At 65.2% G+C, this 21,948-nt stretch carries 20 protein-coding genes and 2 tRNA genes; 5 read left to right on the top strand and 17 right to left on the bottom strand.

What is annotated here, in order from left to right:
• Positions 1 to 835: 835 nt before the first annotated feature.
• The 5 genes from argG to BJ122_RS12920 all read right to left on the bottom strand — a co-directional run bounded on the left by argG (position 836) and on the right by BJ122_RS12920 (position 6,103).
• Positions 836 to 2,173, bottom strand: a complete 1,338-nt coding sequence (gene argG / locus BJ122_RS12900) for an argininosuccinate synthase (RefSeq protein WP_110781398.1) — start codon at positions 2,171 to 2,173, stop codon at positions 836 to 838.
• 113 nt (positions 2,174 to 2,286) lie between these two features.
• Positions 2,287 to 3,063 (bottom strand): phosphatase PAP2 family protein, encoded by a 777-nt coding sequence (locus BJ122_RS12905; protein WP_110781399.1) that lies wholly within the window; start codon positions 3,061 to 3,063, stop codon positions 2,287 to 2,289.
• A 52-nt stretch (positions 3,064 to 3,115) separates the two neighbouring features.
• Positions 3,116 to 3,607 carry a hypothetical protein gene (locus tag BJ122_RS12910; RefSeq protein WP_110781400.1) on the bottom strand — a complete coding sequence of 164 codons (492 nt, stop codon included), beginning with the start codon at positions 3,605 to 3,607 and terminating at the stop codon, positions 3,116 to 3,118.
• Between the two features lie 466 nt (positions 3,608 to 4,073).
• Positions 4,074 to 5,279, bottom strand: a complete 1,206-nt coding sequence (gene rlmN, locus BJ122_RS12915) for a dual-specificity RNA methyltransferase RlmN (RefSeq protein WP_110781401.1) — start codon at positions 5,277 to 5,279, stop codon at positions 4,074 to 4,076.
• Between the two features lie 245 nt (positions 5,280 to 5,524).
• On the bottom strand, positions 5,525 to 6,103 hold the full coding sequence (locus BJ122_RS12920; RefSeq protein ID WP_110781402.1) for an invasion associated locus B family protein: 579 nt from the start codon (positions 6,101 to 6,103) through the stop codon (positions 5,525 to 5,527).
• 284 nt (positions 6,104 to 6,387) lie between these two features.
• Here BJ122_RS12920 and BJ122_RS12925 point away from each other — a divergent pair, with 284 nt between their 5' ends.
• The 4 genes from BJ122_RS12925 (at position 6,388) to BJ122_RS12940 (ending at position 10,369) form a co-directional block, all read left to right on the top strand.
• Positions 6,388 to 7,362 (top strand): NADPH:quinone oxidoreductase family protein, encoded by a 975-nt coding sequence (locus tag BJ122_RS12925; RefSeq protein ID WP_110781502.1) that lies wholly within the window; start codon positions 6,388 to 6,390, stop codon positions 7,360 to 7,362.
• A gap of 370 nt (positions 7,363 to 7,732) precedes the next feature.
• Positions 7,733 to 8,242 carry a GNAT family N-acetyltransferase gene (locus tag BJ122_RS12930; RefSeq protein ID WP_110781403.1) on the top strand — a complete coding sequence of 170 codons (510 nt, stop codon included), beginning with the start codon at positions 7,733 to 7,735 and terminating at the stop codon, positions 8,240 to 8,242.
• Between the two features lie 76 nt (positions 8,243 to 8,318).
• Positions 8,319 to 8,855, top strand: coding sequence for an inorganic diphosphatase (gene ppa, locus BJ122_RS12935; protein WP_110781404.1), 537 nt, complete (start codon positions 8,319 to 8,321; stop codon positions 8,853 to 8,855).
• 32 nt (positions 8,856 to 8,887) lie between these two features.
• Positions 8,888 to 10,369, top strand: coding sequence for a M20 family peptidase (locus tag BJ122_RS12940; protein ID WP_110781405.1), 1,482 nt, complete (start codon positions 8,888 to 8,890; stop codon positions 10,367 to 10,369).
• A 187-nt stretch (positions 10,370 to 10,556) separates the two neighbouring features.
• On the opposite strand, the gene folD is transcribed toward BJ122_RS12940, so the two are convergent.
• Genes folD through BJ122_RS12960 form a run of 3 tightly spaced genes read right to left on the bottom strand, consistent with a single transcriptional unit; the run spans position 10,557 to position 12,089 of the window.
• Positions 10,557 to 11,444 (bottom strand): bifunctional methylenetetrahydrofolate dehydrogenase/methenyltetrahydrofolate cyclohydrolase FolD, encoded by an 888-nt coding sequence (gene folD / locus BJ122_RS12950; protein WP_027279158.1) that lies wholly within the window; start codon positions 11,442 to 11,444, stop codon positions 10,557 to 10,559.
• A 9-nt stretch (positions 11,445 to 11,453) separates the two neighbouring features.
• Entirely contained in the window at positions 11,454 to 11,777 is a 324-nt protein-coding gene (locus BJ122_RS12955; protein WP_173400870.1) for a DUF167 domain-containing protein, read from the bottom strand.
• Between the two features lie 21 nt (positions 11,778 to 11,798).
• Positions 11,799 to 12,089, bottom strand: a complete 291-nt coding sequence (locus tag BJ122_RS12960) for a YggT family protein (RefSeq protein ID WP_110781407.1) — start codon at positions 12,087 to 12,089, stop codon at positions 11,799 to 11,801.
• A 202-nt stretch (positions 12,090 to 12,291) separates the two neighbouring features.
• On the opposite strand from BJ122_RS12960, the gene BJ122_RS12965 reads away from it, so the two are divergent.
• Positions 12,292 to 12,367 (top strand) — tRNA-Ala (locus BJ122_RS12965).
• A gap of 209 nt (positions 12,368 to 12,576) precedes the next feature.
• On the opposite strand, the gene BJ122_RS12970 is transcribed toward BJ122_RS12965, so the two are convergent.
• The 9 genes from BJ122_RS12970 to BJ122_RS13010 all read right to left on the bottom strand — a co-directional run bounded on the left by BJ122_RS12970 (position 12,577) and on the right by BJ122_RS13010 (position 21,847).
• Positions 12,577 to 13,356, bottom strand: coding sequence for an SDR family NAD(P)-dependent oxidoreductase (locus BJ122_RS12970; RefSeq protein ID WP_110781408.1), 780 nt, complete (start codon positions 13,354 to 13,356; stop codon positions 12,577 to 12,579).
• Between the two features lie 139 nt (positions 13,357 to 13,495).
• Positions 13,496 to 13,999 (bottom strand): tellurite resistance TerB family protein, encoded by a 504-nt coding sequence (locus BJ122_RS12975; RefSeq protein WP_110781409.1) that lies wholly within the window; start codon positions 13,997 to 13,999, stop codon positions 13,496 to 13,498.
• Between the two features lie 182 nt (positions 14,000 to 14,181).
• Positions 14,182 to 14,403, bottom strand: coding sequence for a hypothetical protein (locus BJ122_RS12980; RefSeq protein WP_110781410.1), 222 nt, complete (start codon positions 14,401 to 14,403; stop codon positions 14,182 to 14,184).
• A gap of 90 nt (positions 14,404 to 14,493) precedes the next feature.
• A tRNA-Thr gene (locus BJ122_RS12985) sits at positions 14,494 to 14,569 on the bottom strand.
• A 23-nt stretch (positions 14,570 to 14,592) separates the two neighbouring features.
• On the bottom strand, positions 14,593 to 16,341 hold the full coding sequence (locus tag BJ122_RS12990) for a hypothetical protein (RefSeq protein WP_181418952.1): 1,749 nt from the start codon (positions 16,339 to 16,341) through the stop codon (positions 14,593 to 14,595).
• Positions 16,342 to 16,407: 66 nt separating this feature from the next.
• On the bottom strand, positions 16,408 to 17,487 hold the full coding sequence (locus BJ122_RS12995; protein WP_110781411.1) for a GNAT family N-acetyltransferase: 1,080 nt from the start codon (positions 17,485 to 17,487) through the stop codon (positions 16,408 to 16,410).
• Between the two features lie 410 nt (positions 17,488 to 17,897).
• Complete coding sequence (locus tag BJ122_RS13000) at positions 17,898 to 19,610, bottom strand: heme biosynthesis protein HemY (RefSeq protein ID WP_110781412.1); 1,713 nt, start codon at positions 19,608 to 19,610, stop codon at positions 17,898 to 17,900.
• A gap of 16 nt (positions 19,611 to 19,626) precedes the next feature.
• A complete protein-coding gene (locus tag BJ122_RS13005) occupies positions 19,627 to 21,048 on the bottom strand; it encodes a COG4223 family protein (protein ID WP_110781413.1) in 1,422 nt (473 codons plus the stop codon).
• Positions 21,049 to 21,103: 55 nt separating this feature from the next.
• The gene (locus BJ122_RS13010) at positions 21,104 to 21,847 is read right to left on the bottom strand and encodes a uroporphyrinogen-III synthase (protein WP_110781414.1); all 744 of its coding nucleotides are present in this window, start codon (positions 21,845 to 21,847) and stop codon (positions 21,104 to 21,106) included.
• Positions 21,848 to 21,948: the final 101 nt, after the last annotated feature.

The raw sequence follows: 21,948 nt of genomic DNA on the forward strand, positions 1-21,948 counted from the left end.
ATCCGATCGCCAGCCGCTCTGCCGCGGATGGCCGTCCGCGGCAGAGCATTCCTTTCGGAACACCCCAACGATATTCGATTTCGCTATTACAAGGGTGGGTTAGCGCGCAGCGCGTAACCCACCAAGCAACGCTCCGACCCACAGAAACCCACGTTCCAACGCAAAGATGGTGGGTTACGGCGCAAGAGCGCCTAACCCACCCTACGTTGCTGATCAGCATGGCGGCGGCAATGATGGTGACGAAATGCCTGGTCATGACAACGGGTCCGGTTGGGAGCGCGGACCGTATGAGTGGCACATGACGGGTCGATGACGAAGACTCGTTCAGCCCTCGCCAGTCAGAATGTAGGGTGGGTTAGCGCGCAGCGCGTAACCCACCAAGCAACGCTCCGACGCACAGAAACCCACGTTTCAACGCAAAGACGGTGGGTTACGGCGCAAGAGCGCCTAACCCACCCTACGTTGCTATGCGGCGCCCCGGAATAACATTGAACACACGCCGAATTGTAGGGTGGGTTAGCGCGCAGCGCGTAACCCACCAAGCAACGTTCCGACGCACAGAAATCCACGTTTCAACGCAAGGATGGTGGGTTACGGCGCAAGAGCGCCTAACCCACCCTACGTTGCTATGCGGCGCCCCGGAATAACATTGAACACACGCCGAATTGTAGGGTGGGTTAGCGCGCAGCGCGTAACCCACCAAGCAACGTTCCGACCCACAGAAATCCACGTTTCAACGCAAGGATGGTGGGTTACGGCGCAAGAGCGCCTAACCCACCCTACGTTGCTATGCGGCGCCCCGGAATAACATTGAACAGACGCCGTCGTTTGCGCCTCAACCCTTGTCGTTTTCCAGGCGCGGGATCGGCGTGCCTTCGCCCGACGACAACAGGCCGGTCTTGGCGTACAGGCCGAGCTTGGCGCGGGTGTCGGTAATGTCGAGATTGCGCATGGTGAGCTGGCCGATGCGATCGGCCGGCGTAAACGGAGCGTCCTCGACCTTCTCCATGCTGAGCCGTTCCGGCGCATAGGTCAGGTTGGGGCTCTGGGTGTTCATGATCGAGTAGTCGTTGCCGCGGCGCAGCTCGAGCGTCACCTCGCCGGTGACGGCGCGGGCGACCCAGCGCTGCGCGGTTTCGCGCAGCATCAAGGCCTGCGAGTCGAACCAGCGGCCCTGATAGAGCAGCCGGCCGAGCTTCATGCCATTGATGCGGTACTGCTCGATGGTGTCTTCGTTGTGGATGCCGGTGACCAGCCGCTCATAGGCGATGTGCAGCAGCGCCATGCCCGGCGCTTCATAGATGCCGCGGCTCTTGGCCTCGATGATGCGGTTTTCGATCTGATCGCTCATGCCGAGGCCGTGGCGGCCGCCAATGGCATTGGCTTCGTAGAACATCGCGACCGGATCAGTGAAGGTCTGGCCATTGAGCGCGACCGGCTGGCCTTCTTCAAACCGCACGGTGACGGTTTCAGCCTTGACCGCGCAATCGTCGCGCCAGAACGGCACGCCCATGATCGGGTTGACGATCTTGATGCCGCTGTCGAGGTGTTCGAGATCCTTGGCCTCGTGGGTGGCGCCGAGCAGGTTGCTGTCGGTCGAATACGCCTTTTCGGCGCTCATCTTGTAGGCGAAGCCGTGCGCGGTCATGAACGCCGACATTTCGGCGCGGCCGCCGAGTTCGTCGATGAACTGCTGATCGAGCCAGGGCTTGTAGATGCGCAGAGCCGGATTGGTGAGCAGGCCGTAGCGATAGAACCGCTCGATGTCGTTGCCCTTATAGGTCGAGCCGTCGCCCCAAATGTTGACGCCGTCTTCCTTCATCGCCGACACCAGCATGGTGCCGGTGACGGCACGGCCGAGCGGGGTGGTGTTGAAATAAGCGATGCCGCCGGTCGAGACATGGAACGCGCCGGCCTGGATCGCGGCGATGCCCTCATGCACCAGCTGGGTGCGGCAATCGACCAGCCGGGCCTTCTCGGCACCGAACTCCATCGCCTTGCGCGGAATGGCGTCGTAATCGGCCTCGTCCGGCTGGCCGAGATTGGCGGTGTAGGCGAACACCTTCGCGCCCTTCTGCTTCATCCACAGCAGCGCCGCGCTGGTATCGAGACCGCCCGAGAAAGCGATGCCGACGTTTTCGCCCTGAGGCAGGGTTTTCAAGATCGTAGCCATCAAAATTCCAATCGGATTAAGGGTTTGGGTGCGCGAATAGCAAATTTCAGGCCGCCGGGCACGCGTTTAATGGCATGGGGCGCCAATCGCGGCGCCCGCCTCGCCACGCGCGGTTACGCCACCGGCGCTGCGCCGACGTCGCGGCCGCGCCATTTCGAGCGCAGCCGGTACAGCGGCCAGGCGAAGCGGGTCAGCGCCGCGTCGATCCGCTCATCGGTCAGCCGGGTGCGCGGCCAGCGATAGATCAGCGCGTACATCAGCCAGATGGTGATGAAGGTGACGAGGCCGGCGATCGCGACGTCGGTGAAGAAATGGCCGCCAAACGCCATGCGCAGCACGCTGGTCACGGTGCCGAAGGTGAAGGCGGCGGCGTAGGCCAGCGGCCGCCACGGCGCCGGCGCCAGCGCGGCCGGCGCGAAGGTCCAATAGGCGGTGGCGCCCTCGCCCGAGAAGAACGAGCAGTTTTTCGGGCACGCGCCGCGCGGGTCCCACCACGGCACAAAGGTGTTGGTGCCGGCGAATTCGGTGACGAAGATCGGCCGCGGCCGGCCCCAATGGCTCTTGAAGGTCAAATTGGTGAGGATGCCGGCGGCGAGCGTCATGGTCACCACCAGAAACATCACGGTGCGGCCGCGCACCAATAGCGGCTTGTCCGGGCGCACCAGCTTCACCACCAGCGCGATGATCGACGGCGCCGCGAACGCCCAGGCGATCCACATCGCCGCGTCGCGCGCGAAATTGGCAAAAGGCACCGATTTCAGCGGGAAGCTGCGGGTGGCAGGGTCGAAGAACAGCCCGGCGAGCCACAGGTCGAGTTCGGGATAGAGCCCGAACAGCAATCCAACCGCGGCGAACAGCCCGAGCGCGATGTAGAGTCCGGTCCGGTTCATGGCAGCGGTTTAGCCGAGGGTAAGGGACAAGGAAAGCCGGGCACGCAGCCCGTTATGGCCGCGGCGCGGCGGGCGGCGGCGCCTGCGGCAAAGGGGCGCGCGGCGCAGGTGGCTGCCGCCAGGCGCCGGAGTTGCGGCCGGCGATCGCCCAATACACCACCCCAGCCAAAATGCCGGCGCCGGTCATCACTTCGAGATGGCGGCGCACCAAGCCGTCGAATTGCAGCGTGCCGGGATCGAACGGCAACAGCCCCAGATAGCACACCAGCCCGATCACCGCGCCCGCGACCGCATAGGCCAAGAGGCTGCGGATGTAGAACGCCTCGGCAATCACAGCGACCAGCATCGCGGGCAGCAGCGCAAAGCCGGACACGAACACAAAGCCGATGCCGAACAGGATGTTGCGCGGGTCATGATCGACCGGCCCGAAATCGAGGTCGGACAATTCCGGCCACAGCACCGCCCCGACCACCACGATGCCGGCGCACATCGCCGCGGTAAAAAACCCGAACAGAATGACGAACAGTCGGCCGATCAACGCCATCACAGCGCCTCCGCGACCGGCAGGCGCAGCCAGATTATACCAGCGGCTCCTCCCATTGACTCGTCATGCCCGCGCTTGTCGCGGGCATCCACGTCTTGAAAGCGTTGCAAGATCAAAGACGTGGATGGCCGGGACGGAGCCCGGCCATGACGTGCGGAGAGGTTGGTATCAATCACCGTTGGGATTAGTCCATTGAAACGCCCGACGGTCCGTCGCAGCGCGCGGGCATCTCCCCTCCCGACACGGAGCGCAGCGAAGTGGCGGGGAGGGGTCGGGGGTGGGGGGCAATTCAGCCGTTCCGCAGCCCGTGCGGTCTCGGATGGAAGCATCCCCCCACCCGACCGGCCTGCGGCCGGCCACCCTCCCCGCCGCTCGCCAAGCTCGCGGGGGGAGCGAAAACCTGCACCCGCCGACCTGCCATCGGCAGGGGGGGCACTGACCGTGCCGGGCAACGATGCCATCGCCATCAATCCGTGAGCGCCATGGCGCGCAGCGCCTCGCGCTCGCGCGCCGACAGCTTTTCAGTCTCGGATTTCAGCTGACCGCAGGCCGCCAGGATGTCGCGGCCGCGCGGCGTGCGCACCGGCGAGGAATAGCCGGCGTTGAAGATGTATTCCGAGAAGCGCTCGATCTGATCCCAATCCGAGCACTGATAGGCGCTGCCGGGCCAGGGATTGAACGGGATCAGATTGATCTTGGCCGGAATGCCCTTGAGCAGCTTGACCAGCAGCTTGGCGTCGTCGAGCGAGTCGTTGACGCCCTTCAGCATCACATATTCGAAGGTGATGCGCCGGGCATTGGAGGCGCCGGGATAATCGCGGCAGGCCTGCAGCACTTGCTTGAGCGGATATTTGCGGTTGAGCGGCACCAGCACGTCGCGCAGCTCATCGCGCACCGCATGCAGCGAGATCGCCAGCATCACGCCGATTTCCTCGCCGGCGCGCACGATGTTCGGCACCACTCCCGAGGTCGACAGCGTGATCCGGCGCCGCGACAACCCGATGCCCTCATTGTCGGACACCACCAGCAGCGCATCGCGCACCGCATCGAAATTGTAGAGCGGCTCGCCCATGCCCATCATCACGATGTTGGTGACGAGCCGGTTGCTGCCGTCCTTCTTCTCGGCATCGAGCGCCAGCGGCCAATCGCCGAGCCGATCCTTGGCGACCATCACCTGGCCGACGATCTCGCCGGCGGTCAGGTTGCGCACCAGCTTCTGGGTGCCGGTGTGACAGAACGCGCAATTGAGCGTGCAGCCGACCTGGCTCGACAGACAGAGCGTGCCGCGATCGGTCTCCGGGATGTAGACGCACTCGACCTCATGGGCGCGCTCGCCGGCCAGCCCGCTCGGCAGCCGCAGCAGCCATTTGCGGGTGCCGTCCGCCGAAATCTGCTCGGCGACCACTTCGGGACGATCGACCGTGAAATGCTCGGCGAGCTGGCCGCGCAGCTCCTTGGAGATGCTGGTCATGTCCGCGAACTGGGTGACGCCGCGCACATAGATCCAATGCCAGAGCTGCTGCGCGCGCATCTTGCGCTGCGAGGCCGGCACGCCGATCCCTTCCAGGCGCTGCATCAGCTCGGCGCGCGACAGGCCGATCAGCGACGGCTTGGCGAGCTCGACATAACTTTCCTGAGCGGTCTTTTCGAGAGCAGCGGCAGCGAGGGTCATGGCATCCCGTGGGTCTGGCAAGCAACGCCCTCATGCCCAGCGGCCGCGATCCGGCCCCGTCTGAGCGACGAAGGAGCGATAATCCGGCCTCCAGGTCCGGCACGCCCGCAAGCAGGCGGTGCGCCATGGAGGTCAAAAAGAGCGCGACCGGCGCCCGATGCTGCTTCAGATAGGCGTTTCCGCCGCCCCTGCAAAGACGGGAAATGCGCCCGCGGCCCATGATCGGCCGCCGGCGCTGGGTGTCGTCAGCGGCGGCAATCCTGGGCCAGCCGGTCCAAAGCCTGCGCCAAGCCCTTGAGCGAGAAGGTGTCGATGCTCTGGGTGCCCTTGCTGGAGGTGCCCTTTACGACCAGATCGCCGGCCCGGCGCATCGCCTCAACCAGGCGTTCCTCGTCGGCGGCGTTCTTGATCCACAGCCCGTCGCCCTGGGTGTACATGGCATAGCTCGAGCCACCGACCTCGAGCGAGCCTTCCGAGCCCGGCTTGAGCGGGTAGCCGATCATCACCGAGACCTCGTTGATGACCTTTTCCGACGGCCGGGTCGAGATGAACACGTAGGACGGGTCACGCGGCCGGTTCGGCGGATTGGTCTTGGACGATGACGGCTTGGCGAGCGCGAAGCAGACCTTCCGGCCGTTCGGATTGGCGACATAGGCGCCCCAGGAACCAAACTGGCCGATCAATTGCGGCTCGGCGCCGCCACTGCTTGCCGCGACCGGCGCGTTCTTGGCGCCCTTCGCAGCCGACTGCGCCAGCGCAAGGTTTGATGCCCCACACAGCAATCCGCAGATCGAAAGCCCCAAAACCATGCGCCGCAAGTACATGCCAGCCTCGTCCCCCATGAATGTGACTGCATAATGGCCCGGGCCGCAGCGACCCCGCCTGCAATAACCGCCCCGCGCGATTCTGCAAAGACGGCGGTTGGTCATGGCTCATGCGCCTCAGCGGCCCAACCGCTGCGCCGCGTTATTTCCCATGGTGGAAAATCATTGATCTACAACGCTTTTTTGACGATTGGCGCGAGCCTTGGCAGCGCCGAATGCAATTGTCCTTGGCCGGCAAATCCGGCACAAAGCGCCAGACCAAGAAAAATCATGCGGGTGGATTCATGAAAGCGATTCTCTGCTCCCACTATTGCGGCCCCGACGACCTCGTGCTCACGGACATTGCCGATCCGGTCGCCGGCCCCGGCGAAGCAGTGATCGCGATCAAGGCCGCAGCGCTGAATTTCTTCGACCTGCTGATGATCCAGGGCAAGTATCAGATCAAACCGCCGTTCCCGTTCTCGCCGGCCGCGGAAGTCGCAGGCGTGATTGAATCGGTCGGCGACGGCGTCACCAGCCTCAAGCCCGGCGACCGGGTGGTGGCGTCGTGCGGCTACAACGGCGCGCGCGAAAAGATCGCGCTGCCGGCGGCCTCGATCATCAAAATCCCCGACTCGCTCGATTTCGACCGCGCCAGCGGCATCATCATCACCTACGGCACCGCGCTGCATGCGCTCGAGGACCGCGCCAGCCCGAAGCCCGGCGAGACGCTGGCGGTGCTCGGCGCGGCCGGCGGCACCGGCCTTGCGGCCTGCGAAATCGGCAAACAGCTCGGGCTCAAGGTGATTGCCTGCGCGTCCTCCGATGAGAAGCTGGAATTTGCCAAGCAGCACGGCGCCGAGCTGACGCTGAACTACGCCAAGAACGACCTCAAGGACGGGCTGAAACAGCTCACCGGCGGCAAGGGCGTCGATATCGTGTTCGATCCGGTCGGCGGCCCCTATGCCGAGGCGGCGCTGCGCTCGATCGCCTGGGAAGGCCGCTTTCTGGTGATCGGCTTTGCCGCCGGCGACATCCCGAAAATGCCGCTCAATCTGGCGCTGCTGAAAGGCTGCGACATTCGCGGCGTGTTTTGGGGCGCGTTCGCCAATCTCAACCCGCAGAAAAATCGCGCCAATCTCGAACGGCTGGTGCAATGGGCGGCCGAGGGCAAAATTTCGTCACACGTCGATCGCATTTTTCCGCTGGCGCAAACCGCCGACGCCTTGAAGGTGCTGGCCGAACGGCAAGCCATGGGCAAGGTGATCCTGCATCCGTGATTGCCGCGCTTGCGCGCTCGAGGATCGAACTGAGCGCCGGCTTGTTAAGTGCCGCTTGTTAGTTGCGCTCGTGGCGCGGCTGGCGAACAGCGCTGATAACGCCGCGTTGATAGCGCGCGATTCGCTCGCGCGCCTCCGCTTGCCCGCCATACGCGGCGCGGCACCGCTGACGCTGTCCACATGGCACGACGATCACTTGCGGCTCTGCTGACAATTCCCGACGCAAATCGGCACATGTTCGCGCCGTGCGCCGCGCTCACTGTCCAGTTTCGATACAGTTTCTGTCGCGGTGATGCCGAGAATCCACACGTTAACCGATAATTAACGATGGACCTTGAAGGCGGGCCGCTGACTTGCTTTGATTGCCGTCATGAGCACGACGTTGATCGAGGTTCGGCCGGCCAAAACTGCGGATGCAGCCGCAGTCGCCGCGACGCATGACGAAGCCTGGCGCTCCGCATACCAGGGCATCATCCCTGGTGCCGAGCTGGAACGCCTCATCAATCGCCGCGGTCCCGCATGGTGGGACTCGGCCATCCGCAAGGGCAGCCGCGTCAGCGTGTTGTGCTTCGGCGACCAGGTTGCCGGCTACGCCAATTACGGCCGCAACCGCGCCCGTAGCCTGCAATTCGACGGCGAGATCTACGAGTTGTATCTGCGCCCGGAATTTCAGGGACTCGGCTTTGGCCGCCGGCTGTTTGCCGCGGCCAAGCGCGATTTGGTGCAGAGCGGGTTGAAGACGCTGGTGATCTGGGCGCTGTCCGACAACGAGCCCGCCACCGAGTTCTATCGCAACCTCGGCGGCCGCATGGTGGCGCGTTCCTCGGAGCGGTTTGGACCGAAGTCGCTGGACAAAGTCGCGTTCGCTTGGACCAACTGAAGCTTTCAGGCTGGCGGAACCGCGCGGTAGCGGCTATTGGGTAGTCACACTACCCTCAATCAGTCTGGAGATTTCGATGCGCATCGACGCAGTGTCGATTGGCGTCAATCCGCCGTATGACGTCAATGTGATCATTGAAGTTCCCGTCGGTGGCGAGCCAATCAAGTACGAGATGGACAAGGCCGCGGGAACGCTGGTGGTCGATCGGTTCCTGTATACCTCGATGCATTATCCGGGGAATTACGGCTTCATCCCGCACACGCTGTCCGATGACGGTGACCCGTGCGACGTGCTGGTCGCCAACACCCGCGCCATCGTCCCCGGCGCCGTGATGAGCGTGCGTCCGGTCGGTGTGCTGTATATGAGCGACGAAGCGGGCCACGACGAAAAGATCCTCGCGGTGCCGTCATCGCAATTGACGCGGCGTTATGACCGGATTCGGACCTACTCCGACATGCCGGACATCACGCTCAGCCAGATCCAGCACTTCTTCGAGCACTACAAGGACCTCGAACCCGGCAAGTGGGTCAAGGTGCTGCGCTGGGGCGGCGCCGATGAAGCGCACAAGCTGATCCTGGAAGGGATCGAGCGCGCCAACGCCGCCAAGAAATAAGGCATCTGGAGACAAGCCGCTAGGAGACAGCGATGCGACGATTGCTACGGATCCTCCGCAACATCGTCGTATCACTGCTCCTCGGCATCACTGTTCTGGCGGGCGTGCTCGCCTACAACACGCTGAGCCACGGCTCGCGGCAATTGCAGGTGGCACCATTGCCGCCGCAGCCGATCGACCAGGCTGGCGCCGCGCAGCGGCTGGCCGAGGCGATCCGCTTCAAAACCATCTCGAATTTCCTCAATCCCGATCAGGCCGCCGAGCCGCTCAAGGCGCTGCACGCCCATCTTGCCGCGAGCTTTCCGGCGTTTCATGCCGCCTCAAGCCGCGAGATCGTCGGCCAATACAGCCTGCTATACGCTTGGCAGGGCAGCGATCCGGCCGCCAAGCCGATCGCGCTGCTAGCGCATCAGGACGTGGTGCCGATCGCGCCAAAGACCGAGGCCGATTGGAGCCACCCGCCCTTCGACGGCGTGATCGCCGACGGTTTTGTGTGGGGCCGCGGCTCCTGGGACGACAAGGGCAATCTGTACGCAATCATGGAAGCCGCCGAGGCGCTCGCCAAAGCGGGCTTTCGCCCCAAGCGCACGATCTATTTCGCGTTCGGCCATGACGAGGAAGTGTCGGGGCTGCGCGGCGCCAAGGCGATCGTCGAGCTGCTGGCGAGCCGCGGCGTCAAACTGGAGTTCGTGCTCGACGAGGGGCTGCTGATCACCGACGGCATCATGACAGGGCTGTCGCAGCCGGCGGCGCTGATCGGCGTCGCGGAAAAAGGCTATGCGACGTTGATGCTGACCGCACGCGCCACGCCCGGCCATTCGGCGATGCCGCCGCGCGAGACCGCGATCGGCATGCTGGCAGCGGCATTGACCCATCTGGAGGACAACCGGCTGCCGATGCAATTGCGCGGCACCGCCGCAGAAATGTTCGCGACGCTGGCGCCGGAGATGAGTCTTCCCAACCGCGTGGTGCTGTCCAATCTGTGGCTGTTCAAGCCGCTGCTGATGCGCGAACTCGCCAAAAGCGCGGCAATCGAGGCCAATCTGCGCACCACCACGGCGCTGACCGTGTTCAACGCCGGCGAGAAAGACAATGTGCTGCCGGGGATCGCCGAAGCTGCGGTGAATTTCCGGCTGCTGCCCGGCGACACCATCAGCAGCGTCACCGACCATGTCCGCACCACCATCGGCAACGACAAGATCGCGGTCAGCGGCTTTCCGGGCAATTTCGATCCGCCGCCGGTGTCAGCCACCGACAGCGCGGCGTTCAAGGCGCTGAACCGCACCATCCGCGAAGTGTTTCCCGATGTGGTGGTAGCGCCGGGGTTGATGGTCGCCGCCACCGACTCGCGGCATTTTTCCGCGATCGCCGACAGCGTGTTCCGGTTCTCACCAGTGCGCGCCACCGGCGAGGACCTGAAACGTTTTCACGGCACCAATGAGCGGCTCAGCATCACCAACTACGCCGACATGATCCGCTTCTATCAGCGGCTGCTGCAGACGACGGCGGGTTGATACCAACGCGCGCCCAATTGTGACTCGTCATGCCCGCGCTTGACGCGGGCATCCACGTCTTCAGGGCCGTGCAGTCTTAAAAAAACGTGGATGGCCGGGACGAGCCCGGCCATGACGGAATGATTGCGGCGTAGCGCACTGAATTGCTTCGCTGCGCTCGCAATGACGGGGAAAATCCCGTCGTCGATCACACCGCCGGCTTGGGCAGGCCGTGAATGGCGCAGGCAGCGCGCACGGTGTTGACCAACAGGCACGCCACCGTCATCAGCCCGACGCCACCCGGCACCGGGGTGATGGCGCCGGCGACTTCCTTGGCCTCATGGAACGCGACGTCGCCAACCAGCTTGTCCTTGCCGCCATCGGGCGAGGGGGTGCGGTTGATGCCGACATCGATCACGGTCGCGCCCGGCTTGATCCAATCGCCCTTGACCATTTCCGGCCGGCCGACCGCGGCAAACACCAGATCGGCCTGACGGCACAGCGCCGGCAGATCGCGGCTGCGCGAATGGGCAATGGTCACCGTGGCGTTCTCGTTGAGCAACAGCTGCACCAGCGGCTTGCCGACCAGATTGGAGCGGCCGATCACGATGGCATTCATGCCCTCAAGCGAATTGTGCACCTGCTTGGCCATGATGATGCAGCCGAGCGGCGTGCACGGCGTCAGCGCGAACAGGCCGGAGGCCAGCCGCCCGGCATTGACCGGGTTGAGACCGTCGACATCCTTGGCCGGGTCGATCGCGTCGATCACCACGGTGGAATCGAGCCCCTTGGGCAGCGGCAATTGCACCAGAATGCCGTGCACCGACGGATCGGCATTGAGCTTCTTGATCAAGGCCAGCAGCTCGTCCTGCGCGACATCGGCCGGCAGCCGGTGCTCGAACGAGGCCATGCCGGCTTCGTTGGTCTGCTTGTGCTTGGAACGGACATAGACTTCCGAGGCGGGATCATTGCCGACCAGCACCACCGCCAGACCGGGGGTAATGCCGTGCTCGGCCTTCAGCCGCTTGACCTCGTCGGCGACGCGGGCCCGCACATCGGCTGAAATCACTTTTCCATCAATAATCCGCGCCGTCATATCGTCCTCTTAATCAGTGCTCGGGGTGGCGGTCAGCTTGCGCAGCGCCGCGCCCAATTGTTCGGGATTGCCATCGACGGCAACCTGTTTCAGCCGTGAGGTGGCGCCTGACAGCAGCCGCACCGCGCGCTTTGGCACGCCCAGCGCCTTCGCCAGCAGCTCGGTCACCGCGCGATTGGCCTCGCCGCCCTCGGCGATCGCCCGCACCCGGACTTTGACCACGGTGCGGCCATTGGCCAGCGTTTCCAGCCCATCAATATCGTCGCGCCCGCCGCGCGGCGTCACCCGCAACGCCACGCTGATTCCCTGCGGCGAATAGCGCCAAGCTTCCATGATCGGCTCGGCGCCGGTCGCTTAAAACACTGCCGGATAGATGTAGTAGGAAATGATGCGCTGGATGAACATGATGATCAGGATCACCACGATCGGCGAAATATCCAGGCCGCCGAGATTCGGCATGATGTTGCGGATCGGCGCCAGCACCGGCTCCGTGATGCGATAGAGGAATTCCGAGACCGAGGCCACGAACTGGTTGCGCGTGTTCACGACGTTGAACGCGATCAGCCAGGACAGAATCGCCGAAGCGATCAACAGCCAGATGTAAAGGTCGAGAACGATCTGAACGATGTCGAGAATGGCACGCATGGCGGGGGATAACTCGCGGAGGGGTTTGGCGCAGGGTTTTTGGCTGTCCCGTAGATATCGGTTCGATCCAAGGCAAACAAGGGAACCGCCCGGTTAAAATGAATCAGCAAAATCTCATGTCATGCGTCCTTGACTTGGCGCGGAATGCCACTGTAAATGGCGCCGTCTACCGGCCGCTTCGCCCCATCGACGCGGCCATGACGGGGCCATAGCTCAGCTGGGAGAGCGCGTCGTTCGCAATGACGAGGTCGGCGGTTCGATCCCGCCTGGCTCCACCAACCTCCCTCAAATGGCTGGTTCGGTGTTAGCCGTCGCGCGTTACTCCCATCCGATATTCCCACCCGATCGCAGACACACATCAATACCGCTTCTGCTTAATCCCGGCTCAACGCATCCGTTTCAGCGCGTCTCCTTTTTGGTGCCTCCCGTGCCCCTGATTCGAAGCGCGGATTCGATTCGCGCCGTTTCGGTTCGCGTTTGACGGCGCTCAGCGCCGCCGCAATTGAAACTTGGTGACGCCGGCCAGGATGAACCAGCGCGGGAACAGCCGCAGCAGCACCGGCACGATCTTGATGCCGAGCCCCGGCAGCACCGTGCGCTTATTGGCCATCAGCCCTTCAAACGCCTGGCGCGCCACCTCAGCCGGCGAGACATTGAGGATCGCCGAATCGAAGCCCGGCTCGAAACCGGCGCGATCCTGGAATTCAGTCAGCACCGGCCCGGGACAGAGCGCGGTGACCCGCACGCCCTGCCCGGCCAGTTCGGCGTGCAGCGCCTCCGTAAACGACAGCACGAACGCCTTGGAGGCGTAGTACACCGCCATGCCCGGTCCCGGCAGAAAGCCGGCGATCGACGCCACGTTGAGAATACCGCCGCGGTGCTTGACCACGCTGTCGACGAACCGCAGCGTCAGATCGGTGAGCATGCGGTTGTTGAGATCGACAATGCCGAGCTGGCTGTCACGATCGAGTTCGATAGCCCGGCCAAACAGGCCGTAGCCGGCGTTGTTGACCAGATACTCAACCTCGACATTGGCGGCGGCGAGCGCAGCGACCACGGCCTCGGCGGACTTGGGCTGTTGCAGATCGCATGCGATTACCAGCGGCGGTTTACCACCGGCGGCCACGATCGCCTGCGCCAGCTCATTGAGGCGATCTTCGCGCCGGGCGACCAGCGCGACACGGTGCTGATTCGCAGCAAATACCCGCGCCAGCTCCGTCCCGATTCCAGCCGAAGCGCCGGTTATCAACGTCACACGTTCAGTCACGATGCTGGTACTCTTTGCGATGGCGAACGATTGGTGATGCGCAGATCACCACAGGCCGAAGGTGCAATGCAAGAGCCGTGCAACGCGCCTGTTTTCCCGTACCGCGCGACGCGCAGAGTTGCAGCCGCGACGCCCGCCGTCAGTTGGCGGCGTCGTCGATCGGTTCGCGTAGAGTACCGCGCTGCAGATCAAACGCCGCGCGCCGCTTCAAATTGATGCGGTCGCGTGCCGATACCGCGAGCAGGTCGGCGGCACGCCACACCACGTTCTCCTCGAACTCGGTGACGTTACCGTCGGCATAGACCACTTCCCACATCATCTCGATGATGCGCAGCCGGCCTTCCTCATTGACGGTGCGCATCAGCACGCTGGTGAACTGATAGAGGTCAACCGCATCGCTTTCGGCGCGGGCCGCGAGCGCCATCAGCTTGCTGGCGGCTTCGGCATCGAGATTGAAGCGATCCTCCAGCAACAGCTGCAATTTGCGGCGCTCGACCGCCGACGGCTCGCCGTCGAGCGAGATCACATGGATCAGCAGCGCGGCAGCGGCCAGCCGGTAGCCATTGTCGTCCAGCGTCAGTTCCGGCCGCGGCCCAGCGGGGGCAATCACGTCTTCTATAAACTGGCGCAATCTGCTGAGCATCGCGGCTTCTCCGGCATTGATCAGGACAAGGCGACCCCGCCATTGTTCCAGGCATTCTGGCCAACAGTTAAGCAGGCCTATCGCGGCGGACAACTGCGTCGTCGTCGCAGTCGTGCCAGCGTCAACGTTGTCGGAAAAGTCAGGTTCCCGCCAGCGGACCGGCGGGCTGTCCGCCAGGCGGTTTAGCGGCCGTTATCGGCCAGTACCTTCGCGCAGGTCTTGCTGAGCTTGGCGCGGTTCTGTTGCAGGCAGGCCAGCACCGCCATGTCGCCCTGGTCGAGCACCGCGCGGCAGAACCGCGAGGCATCGCGGCCGCAGCCGGGATCGGTGCGCTGGGTTTGCTGGGCAAAGGCGGTGGTGGCCGCCAGCAGCAGCGCAGGCGTGAGCAGGAGAGTTCGCAGCATCGCATCAACCTCGTGTCGGAAGAAGGCCGTTACGCCGCTGGCTCGCGAGCGGCAGGCGTCGATGGTTCAACCAACGGCCGAGCCGGAAAATGGTGCCGCAAGAGGGATTCGAACCCCCGACCCCATCATTACGAATGATGTGCTCTACCGGCTGAGCTATTGCGGCGAATCAAGCAGCGAGCCCGATTGCTAAGATCGTAGCGGCCTGCCGGGCGGTTCCGCCACGGCAGAGCGCATTTGAACGGCCGCTTCATAGCGGGAAAGGTTGCTGTCGTCAAAGTGCTGATCGCGCCCGGCGGTGGCGATTTGCGGCCCGCCGGCCGCCCCGCCCAGCTCGCGGATGGCATGGCCCAGCACCAGGCCGGCCATGCACAGCATCAGCCCGAGCGCCGGCGGCGAAAACAGCGCCTCCTCCTGGAACAGGCCGTTGACCAATATGATCAGGATACCGAACGCCGCCATGCCCTGGGCCAGCAGGCCGGAGCGGGCGTACAGCCGCCAGATGGTCAGCGCCAGCGCCAGGCAGAAGCCGAGCGGCAACAGCGCGGCCGCGCCCATCTGATAGAGCAGCACGCCGACCGCGCTCTCAAAGGCGCCCTGCACGGCGCCAAGATGCTGGGCCGCCTCCCAGTCGATCGAATTGAAATCGCCGCCAAGATTGCCGCCGATGCCGAGGCCGCGGCCGAACGGCTGCTGCAGAAAGCCGTTCACGCCGCCCATCAGGCCGATCACGTGATAGTCGCCGATCCGGAGGCCGCTGACGATCACCACCGCGGCGTAGACGGCGAGCCCCATCAGCGCCAGTGCCAGGGTCAGCACCGGCCCGATCAGCCGGGTGGCCACCAGCGCCGCCAGCACGAACAGCACCATCAGCAGCGCGCCTTTGACGCTGCACAGGATCAGCAGCGCAAACCCGGCCAGCGCCAGCAGATAGCGGCCGGCCGCGGTCAGAAACAGCACGAAGAAGCCGACGCCATAAGCGAAGCTGATGGCGCTGATATTGGGGCCGAAAATGCGCAGCACGGTGGTCAGGCCGAGCGGCTCCAGCAGCGGCGTGTTGAAGAACGACACCCGGAAGCGGTCGAACAGATCGACCATCACCGAGCCGGTGGCGCGCATCTGCTTTTCCCAGACCCCGGCTTCCATCGCCTTGAGGCCGTCGAGATACCAATAGGTGCGGCCATTGGTGAGGGTGAGCCAGGTCTCGCGGAACGCAAACTCAAATAAGCCGCAGCCGATGAACACCACCGCGATCGCCACCAACAGCGGCGTGACACGCAGCCGGTAACGGCTCGCGGTCCATAGCGCGAGCTGGAACAGCAGGAACGGCAGCACGATGTTGCGCAGATAGATCGCGGCGGCCTTCGGGTCCTGCAGCACGCCGACCATCAGATAGAAGCCGATCGCGGCCAGCACCACGGTGCTGGCCAGCATCCAGCGCTGCAGCAGCGGGTGACATTGCCGGCGCAGCGCCAGATAGCGCACGAACGCCACCAGCCACAGCAGCACGCAGCTCAGAAAATTGTAGCCCTTGATGAATTCCAGTTGCGACGGATCGCTGGCGTACAGCGGCGAGCAGATCGACACGAACACGTTCTGGAACAGCAGCACCACGATCGCGACCACCGGCCCGTAATTCGGCAGCGCGATCGCGATCGACAAGGCAAGCAGCGTCTGCACCGCAAGGCCGAGCAGCGGGCTGACGGCGTTCAGCGCCGGCCCGAACATGGTCGAGATCAACGCGATCGACAGCGGCAGCACGATCGAGCCGAACCGCGTCGCGGCCGGCACCGGCGCGGCGGGCGCGTTCGGTCTCGGCTGTGCCATCGCTTCGACAGACATGGTGCTGCGCCCGGGATCATCGGTGATCGGCGGCTTGGCCGCGATCTGGTTTGAGGCGTATTGCGACAGCCGCGAAAGCCAATGCCGCGCCTGCACCAGCTAGCGCACAAGTCGCAAGAAACCGTTAACCATCGGACCAGCCCGCCGGCTGGCCGCGCGCGTTCAGGACGCGGTCACCGGACGCTCCGGCGGCTGCAGCCGGGCGCGCAGCTTGAGGAACCTCGCGAACGCCAGATCGCACAGCGCCGGCATCGGCGTCGGGCCTGCCCAGCACGCCTGCATCGGCACGGCATGGGTCGCGAATTTGTCCTTATAGGCTTCGTCGCCGATGGTGAGGTCGAACACGGTGTCGCCGCGGGCGATGCATTGCTCGATCACGCTTTCGATGAACAGCAGGCCGATCGAGTAGTTGCGCAGCCGCTCGAAATCGAAGGCGAGCAGCACGAACAGAAACCGACCGCGATGGCGCAGGCCGAACATCACCGCGCCCGGCGCGCCGATGGCGTCCATCCGGTACATCCAGCAGAAGCCGCTGGCCTGCCCGGCGCGCGCGACGTCGAGATAGAACGCGAAATTCGCCGGGTCCTGCAGAGAGTCGTTCGGCCAGCGCTTGGCGCGGAACGCGACCATGGTGTTGAGCGCGGCTTCCATCTCGGCCGGGTCTTGCAGCGCCGTCAGCATGATCTCGCCCTTTTTGGCGAGCAGCCGGCGCTTCTTGTCGAGGAAATGGCTGAATGCCGGATCGAGCGTGCGGCTGCGCCATTCGTCAAACGGCGCCGACAGCGCGACTTCATGGGCGTTCACTTCCATGAAAGTGGCGCGGCTGGCGCCAAGACTGTTGACCAGCGCGATCTGCTCCGGCCGCACCTTGCGGATCCGGGTCAGCGCCCAGCGCGGCAGCGCGCGGTGCAGCTGATTGCGCAGCGCCTCATCGCGCTCCAGCGCGGCGAGCAGCGTGCGATCGATCACCGGCGCGTTGTAGTCGGACACGCCGAGATCGGCGGCATCATAGAGCGATAACGGCCCGAACCGGCGCCGGATCAGCGGCATCACAAACACCAGACGGCCGCGATACCGGCCGAGCAGTGTCACCGCTTCGGCGCCGCGCGCCGGCACCAGCACCTTGTGCAGCCGGTCGAGCCAGATCGGATGCTGAAACGCGGTCGCGTCAGAATGCGCGAACAGCTCGGCATAATCCTCACTGAGGAAGTCGAACGATTCCTGCTGGCTGATCTCGATCATCAATGTGCTACCTGCTGCGCCGGCCCTGGCTTTGGCGCGGGGTCTGGCGATGCGCCCGTGATGCGGGCGCGGACCGTAACACACGATGTTAACGGTTCAGCTTGTGGCCGACCCGCAATGCAATTGTTGGTTAAGTGCTGTCAAACACCGGCCCGCGCGCCGGATCGGCGATTGATCCCAACCACTGCGCACGTCTTGGCCGGGCTCGTCCCCGCCATCCACGCCTTTGTTCTTGCAGCGTTTTGAAGACGTGGATGCCCGCGACAAGCGCGGGCACGACGATCATCGATGGAACCCGAGGCTCAGTCTGGCCCGGAACCCGTGCACTTTCCCTCCCCCCGCGAAGCGGTGGGGAGGGTGGCCGGCCTTTAGGCCGGTCGGGTGGGGGGCTTTGCGCCCCCAAGCCCAGCCTAGCCGTCGCGACGCGGCAGGTAACCGCGCCAGCTGCTGCCCTGCGACGGGGTTTTGTTGTCGAAATCGCCGCTGCCGTCGTCGTCGACGCCCGGATCATCGGGCGCGCGCACGATCGGGATCACCGGCGCGGCGGTTTGGCGGCGGTGAAACAGCGGCAGCGCGCTATCGCTGCTGGCGGCGGCCGGGGCCGCGGAAGCGGCCGCACTCGCCGTTGAGGTCGGGGTCGACACCGGGCGGGTGTCAGCCGGTTCCATCACCACTTCGACCGCGGCACTGGCGGCCTTGGTCTTGGGCGCGGCCGGCTTGGGCTTTTCCGGCTCGGCGGCCACCGGCTCGGCGATCACGGTTTCGGCCTCGTCGTCGCTCGGCGGCTCGATCAGGGTTTCGTCGAACAGATCGCTTTCCAGCACCATGCCGCGGTCGGACGGCAGCTCGGCGAGCGGCGTGGTCCAGACAAAGGCGTCGAGCCGCCCGGTGACCGGCGACACCGGCCGCCAGCGATCGGACACGCAGCCATCCGCCGTCCAGGCCGGATCGCGCAGCGCACGCACCGCGCGCAAGGTCCAGGCGCGCGCCGCGCGGCTGTCATTGCGATCGGAATGTTCGATCTCGGCCATCAGCATGGCGACGCGCTGGGTCGGGGCATCGATATAGGGCGCCAGCGCATTGCGGGCGCGGGTGAACTCAGAGGCGTCGATCGCGGCGCGGGCGATCGCCAGCGCGCTTTCGATATGGCCGGGCGCCTTGGCCGCCAGCGTTTCGATGCGCGACAGCCGGGCATTGGCGCTGTCGCCGGAGCGGATATGGGCATAGGCCTCGGCGAGATCGGGATGAGGCTGCGCGCTCCAGGCGGTCTCGATGATCTTGAGGGCGCGGCGCAGCTGATGCGCTTCGCTCATATATTTGGCGGCCAGCACCGCGGCCGGCACCAGCGTCGGCGCCAGCTTGATCGCTTCCAGCGCGCTGTCGCGCGACAGGCTGACATCGGAATCGGCGCATTCGATCGCGCGCGCGGTGAGCAGCACGCCGCGCTGCCGGCGATAGGCCTTCTTGTCGATCAGGCCGGACGCCAGATTGTTTTCGAGAATGTCGAGCGCGCCCGACCAGTCGCTGCGCGCGCAGCGGAAACCGAGCACGGCGTGCGCGGCCCAATGCGAGCCCGGCGACAGGCGCAGCGCTTCTTCGGCAATGGTCAGCGCGGCATAGGGGTCTTCGGCACGCTGCGCTTCGATGAACAGCCCGCGCAGGCCGAGCGACTTGGTGTCGTCGCGATTGGCCATCGCCAGGAACGCGCGCTTGGCGCCCTCGCGATCGCCATCGAGCTGCGCCGCCTGCGCCTGCAGCAGCAGCGCCAGCGGATCGTTCGGCGCATGACGGCGCGCGGCATTGGCCTGCGAGCGCGCCTGCGCGGCATCGCCATGGCCAACGGCCAGCAGCCCCTGGGTGATGGCGCGGCGGGCGCGTTCAAGGCGCCGCTCGCGGCGGCTGTGCCGCAGCCGGCCCGGCGAGCGCCAAATGCCAGCCAGGATCGCCCAGGTCAGCAGCGCCGCAATCAGGACGCCGCCGACCACCATCGAAAACACGGCCACCGACGCTTCGGCCTGCCAGCCGTTCCAGGACAGCACGACATTGCCGGGCTGCTCAGCGAGCCATGCGGCACCGGTGGCCGCAACGGCGATCACGACAAGAAACAGGATGATACGAAGCATCGGAATCCTATGGCGATTATTTCGAGAGCGCGGCCATCGCGGCGGCGGCGAACTGGCGGGAAGCAGACAGCGCGGCGTCGCGGGCATTGGCGCGATTGAGCCACTCTTGGGCGGGCGCCCGCTCGGACGGCTCCAGCACGCTCAGCTCACGCTTGGCCTCGGCGAGGTCGTTGCGCTGCGCGGCCGAAATCATACGCGCCAGCACCGCGCTGCGATCCTTGGTGCCGGGCGCACCAGGACGCTGAATCCGCACCAGGCGGTCGGCGCCGGCCTGCAGCCGGTCGAGAATGCTCGCGGTAGAGTCGAGCGGATCGTAACCGGGGATCAGCTTCGGCAGCAGTGCGATCAGCTCGCGGCACAGATCCTTGGCGCTCGGCACGCCATTGGCGGCAAACGGTTCCAGCGGCTGCAACGCGGCCGGATCGGGTGCCAGCGACTTGGCGGTGCCGAGCAATCCGGCATAGGCCTCGCCATGTTGCACGGCGCTTTCCAACAGCGCGGCGGCCACCACGCGGCGCAGGCCGCTGTCGTCGAGCACCGGCGGCGGCTTATCGACCGCAACTTCCAGCTTGCTGAGCCGCTCATTGACCGGGGCGAGATCGACCGGCGCGGGCGGCGGCGGCAAGGCGGCCACCGCGGCCTGCAGCTTGGTCAAGCGTTCGCCAAGCTCGGCGAGTTCGGCAGCCGTGGCAGCGGGAACGCTCGGCGTCGCCGGCGCAGCGGCCTCAGCCGTGCTCGGCTCGCCAGGCGTAGCATCGCTGGCTGCGGCCGGCTTCAGATTGCCGAGCGCAGCCGACAGCTGCACGGTCTTGTCCTTGGTGGCGGCGAGCTCGTCATGGAGCGCTGTCAGCGACTTTTCCAGAGTGTCGATGCGCTTGATCAGCGCCGGATCGGGCTCGGCCGCAGCCGGCGCGGCCGCGCTTGCGACGGCGGGCGCCGAGGCCGCGGCATTGGCCTTGGCTTCGACGCTGGCCAGACGCGCCGTCAGCGATTCCAAAGCGGCGCTGTCGCCGCTTTGCGAGGTGAGCGGCAGGTTCTGACCGACCGCGAACCATGCGCCGCCCAGGACCAGCGCGGCACCGACGGCGCCGGACAGCAGGGGCAGGATCGGTGATGAGCCGCGCGGCGCCGCAGGTTCCGCAGCCTTGTCAGCTGCGGACTGTTCGACAGCAGCCTTTTCAGCAGCAGCTTTGGCCGCGGCGGGCGCCGCGTCCTCCGGCTCGGAAGGCGCGGCCTCGGCGGCGGCAGCAGCAGCCACTGCATTGGCCTGATCGCCATCAACCTGATCGGCAGCCTGATCGACATCGCGTCCGACCTGCTCGGTCTCCTCGATGAACTGGGCTTCCCGGGCGGGCGGTGCCGAGCCGGTAGACTCCTCGCCGATCGCTTCTGGGTGTTCCTTCAGGTGATCCTTGTTGTCGGGCTTACCCTCGACCATCACTCGATTTCCCTAATTGGCTTTCGCAGCCGCCCCCGCTGGCACGGGCCGCCCGTTACGACGGCAAGCCGAGCGCGCGGTCCAGCACTTCAAACATCGCGGCTTCGCTGGGCGCGCGCGCGACAATCACCCGCGTCGCACCGGCTTCACGCACCACCGAAGCCACCGCTTCCGAAATGCAGCAATGCACGATCGCCAGCGCCGAGATCTCGATACCGGCAGCCCGCGCCGCATCGAGGAACGATCGCGCGCTGCGACCGGAATAGTGCATCACGGTGTCGATCCGGCTGCCTGCGAACGCGCTGCACACGTCGTCCGGCAGGCTGTGGACCGGGACCATCTTATACACTGTCTGCGCGACGACATTGTACCCGAGACCGCGTAGTTCGGTGGCGATATCCCGGGCCAGATCGGCGCCGACCAGCCACAGCAGCGGCTTGGAACGATCCATGTTGCGCTCGCGCACGGTGGCGATGATGGTATCGCGCAGCGAGATCGCGTCGCCTTCAGCAACCACCAGATCGCGGAATCCGAACGCCTCCGCCACGTCCGCTGTATGCGGACCAACCGCAAACAGCGGCAAATCCAGCAATCTCGTCAGTGACGGCTTGCCTTCCATCGCTCGAAACGCATTGGCACTGGAGACAATGACGCCGCCATATTCAACCTCTGGATCGATGTCGAACGCCACAGGTTCAAACCGCAGCATCGGCGCCAACAGCACCTCGACCCCCTTCGCCCGCAGCAAGGCGGCAGTCGCCTCGTTGTCAGGCTGGGGCCGTGTAACGAGCATGGCCACTCTTCAGATCTCCACAGAAAATTTCAAGGAAGGACGCAACGCACGCGGGATATTAGCACCCGGACGGCAGTTTTGCCCTGCCGATCCCGATGCTGCGCCGG

This window comes from Rhodopseudomonas faecalis, assembly GCF_003217325.1.
Taxonomy (GTDB): domain Bacteria; phylum Pseudomonadota; class Alphaproteobacteria; order Rhizobiales; family Xanthobacteraceae; genus Rhodopseudomonas; species Rhodopseudomonas faecalis.

Excerpts from the sequence above, each read along its gene's own strand:
- argG (WP_110781398.1), bottom strand. The coding sequence starts at position 2,173 with ATGGCTACGATCTTGAAAACCCTGCCTCAGGGCGAAAACGTCGGCATC.
- BJ122_RS12905 (WP_110781399.1), bottom strand. The coding sequence starts at position 3,063 with ATGAACCGGACCGGACTCTACATCGCGCTCGGGCTGTTCGCCGCGGTT.
- BJ122_RS12910 (WP_110781400.1), bottom strand. The coding sequence starts at position 3,607 with ATGGCGTTGATCGGCCGACTGTTCGTCATTCTGTTCGGGTTTTTTACC.
- rlmN (WP_110781401.1), bottom strand. The coding sequence starts at position 5,279 with ATGACCCTCGCTGCCGCTGCTCTCGAAAAGACCGCTCAGGAAAGTTAT.
- BJ122_RS12920 (WP_110781402.1), bottom strand. The coding sequence starts at position 6,103 with ATGTACTTGCGGCGCATGGTTTTGGGGCTTTCGATCTGCGGATTGCTG.
- BJ122_RS12925 (WP_110781502.1), top strand. The coding sequence starts at position 6,388 with ATGAAAGCGATTCTCTGCTCCCACTATTGCGGCCCCGACGACCTCGTG.
- BJ122_RS12930 (WP_110781403.1), top strand. The coding sequence starts at position 7,733 with ATGAGCACGACGTTGATCGAGGTTCGGCCGGCCAAAACTGCGGATGCA.
- ppa (WP_110781404.1), top strand. The coding sequence starts at position 8,319 with ATGCGCATCGACGCAGTGTCGATTGGCGTCAATCCGCCGTATGACGTC.
- BJ122_RS12940 (WP_110781405.1), top strand. The coding sequence starts at position 8,888 with ATGCGACGATTGCTACGGATCCTCCGCAACATCGTCGTATCACTGCTC.
- folD (WP_027279158.1), bottom strand. The coding sequence starts at position 11,444 with ATGACGGCGCGGATTATTGATGGAAAAGTGATTTCAGCCGATGTGCGG.
- BJ122_RS12955 (WP_173400870.1), bottom strand. The coding sequence starts at position 11,777 with ATGGAAGCTTGGCGCTATTCGCCGCAGGGAATCAGCGTGGCGTTGCGG.
- BJ122_RS12960 (WP_110781407.1), bottom strand. The coding sequence starts at position 12,089 with ATGCGTGCCATTCTCGACATCGTTCAGATCGTTCTCGACCTTTACATC.
- BJ122_RS12975 (WP_110781409.1), bottom strand. The coding sequence starts at position 13,999 with ATGCTCAGCAGATTGCGCCAGTTTATAGAAGACGTGATTGCCCCCGCT.
- BJ122_RS12980 (WP_110781410.1), bottom strand. The coding sequence starts at position 14,403 with ATGCTGCGAACTCTCCTGCTCACGCCTGCGCTGCTGCTGGCGGCCACC.
- BJ122_RS12995 (WP_110781411.1), bottom strand. The coding sequence starts at position 17,487 with ATGATCGAGATCAGCCAGCAGGAATCGTTCGACTTCCTCAGTGAGGAT.
- BJ122_RS13000 (WP_110781412.1), bottom strand. The coding sequence starts at position 19,610 with ATGCTTCGTATCATCCTGTTTCTTGTCGTGATCGCCGTTGCGGCCACC.
- BJ122_RS13005 (WP_110781413.1), bottom strand. The coding sequence starts at position 21,048 with ATGGTCGAGGGTAAGCCCGACAACAAGGATCACCTGAAGGAACACCCA.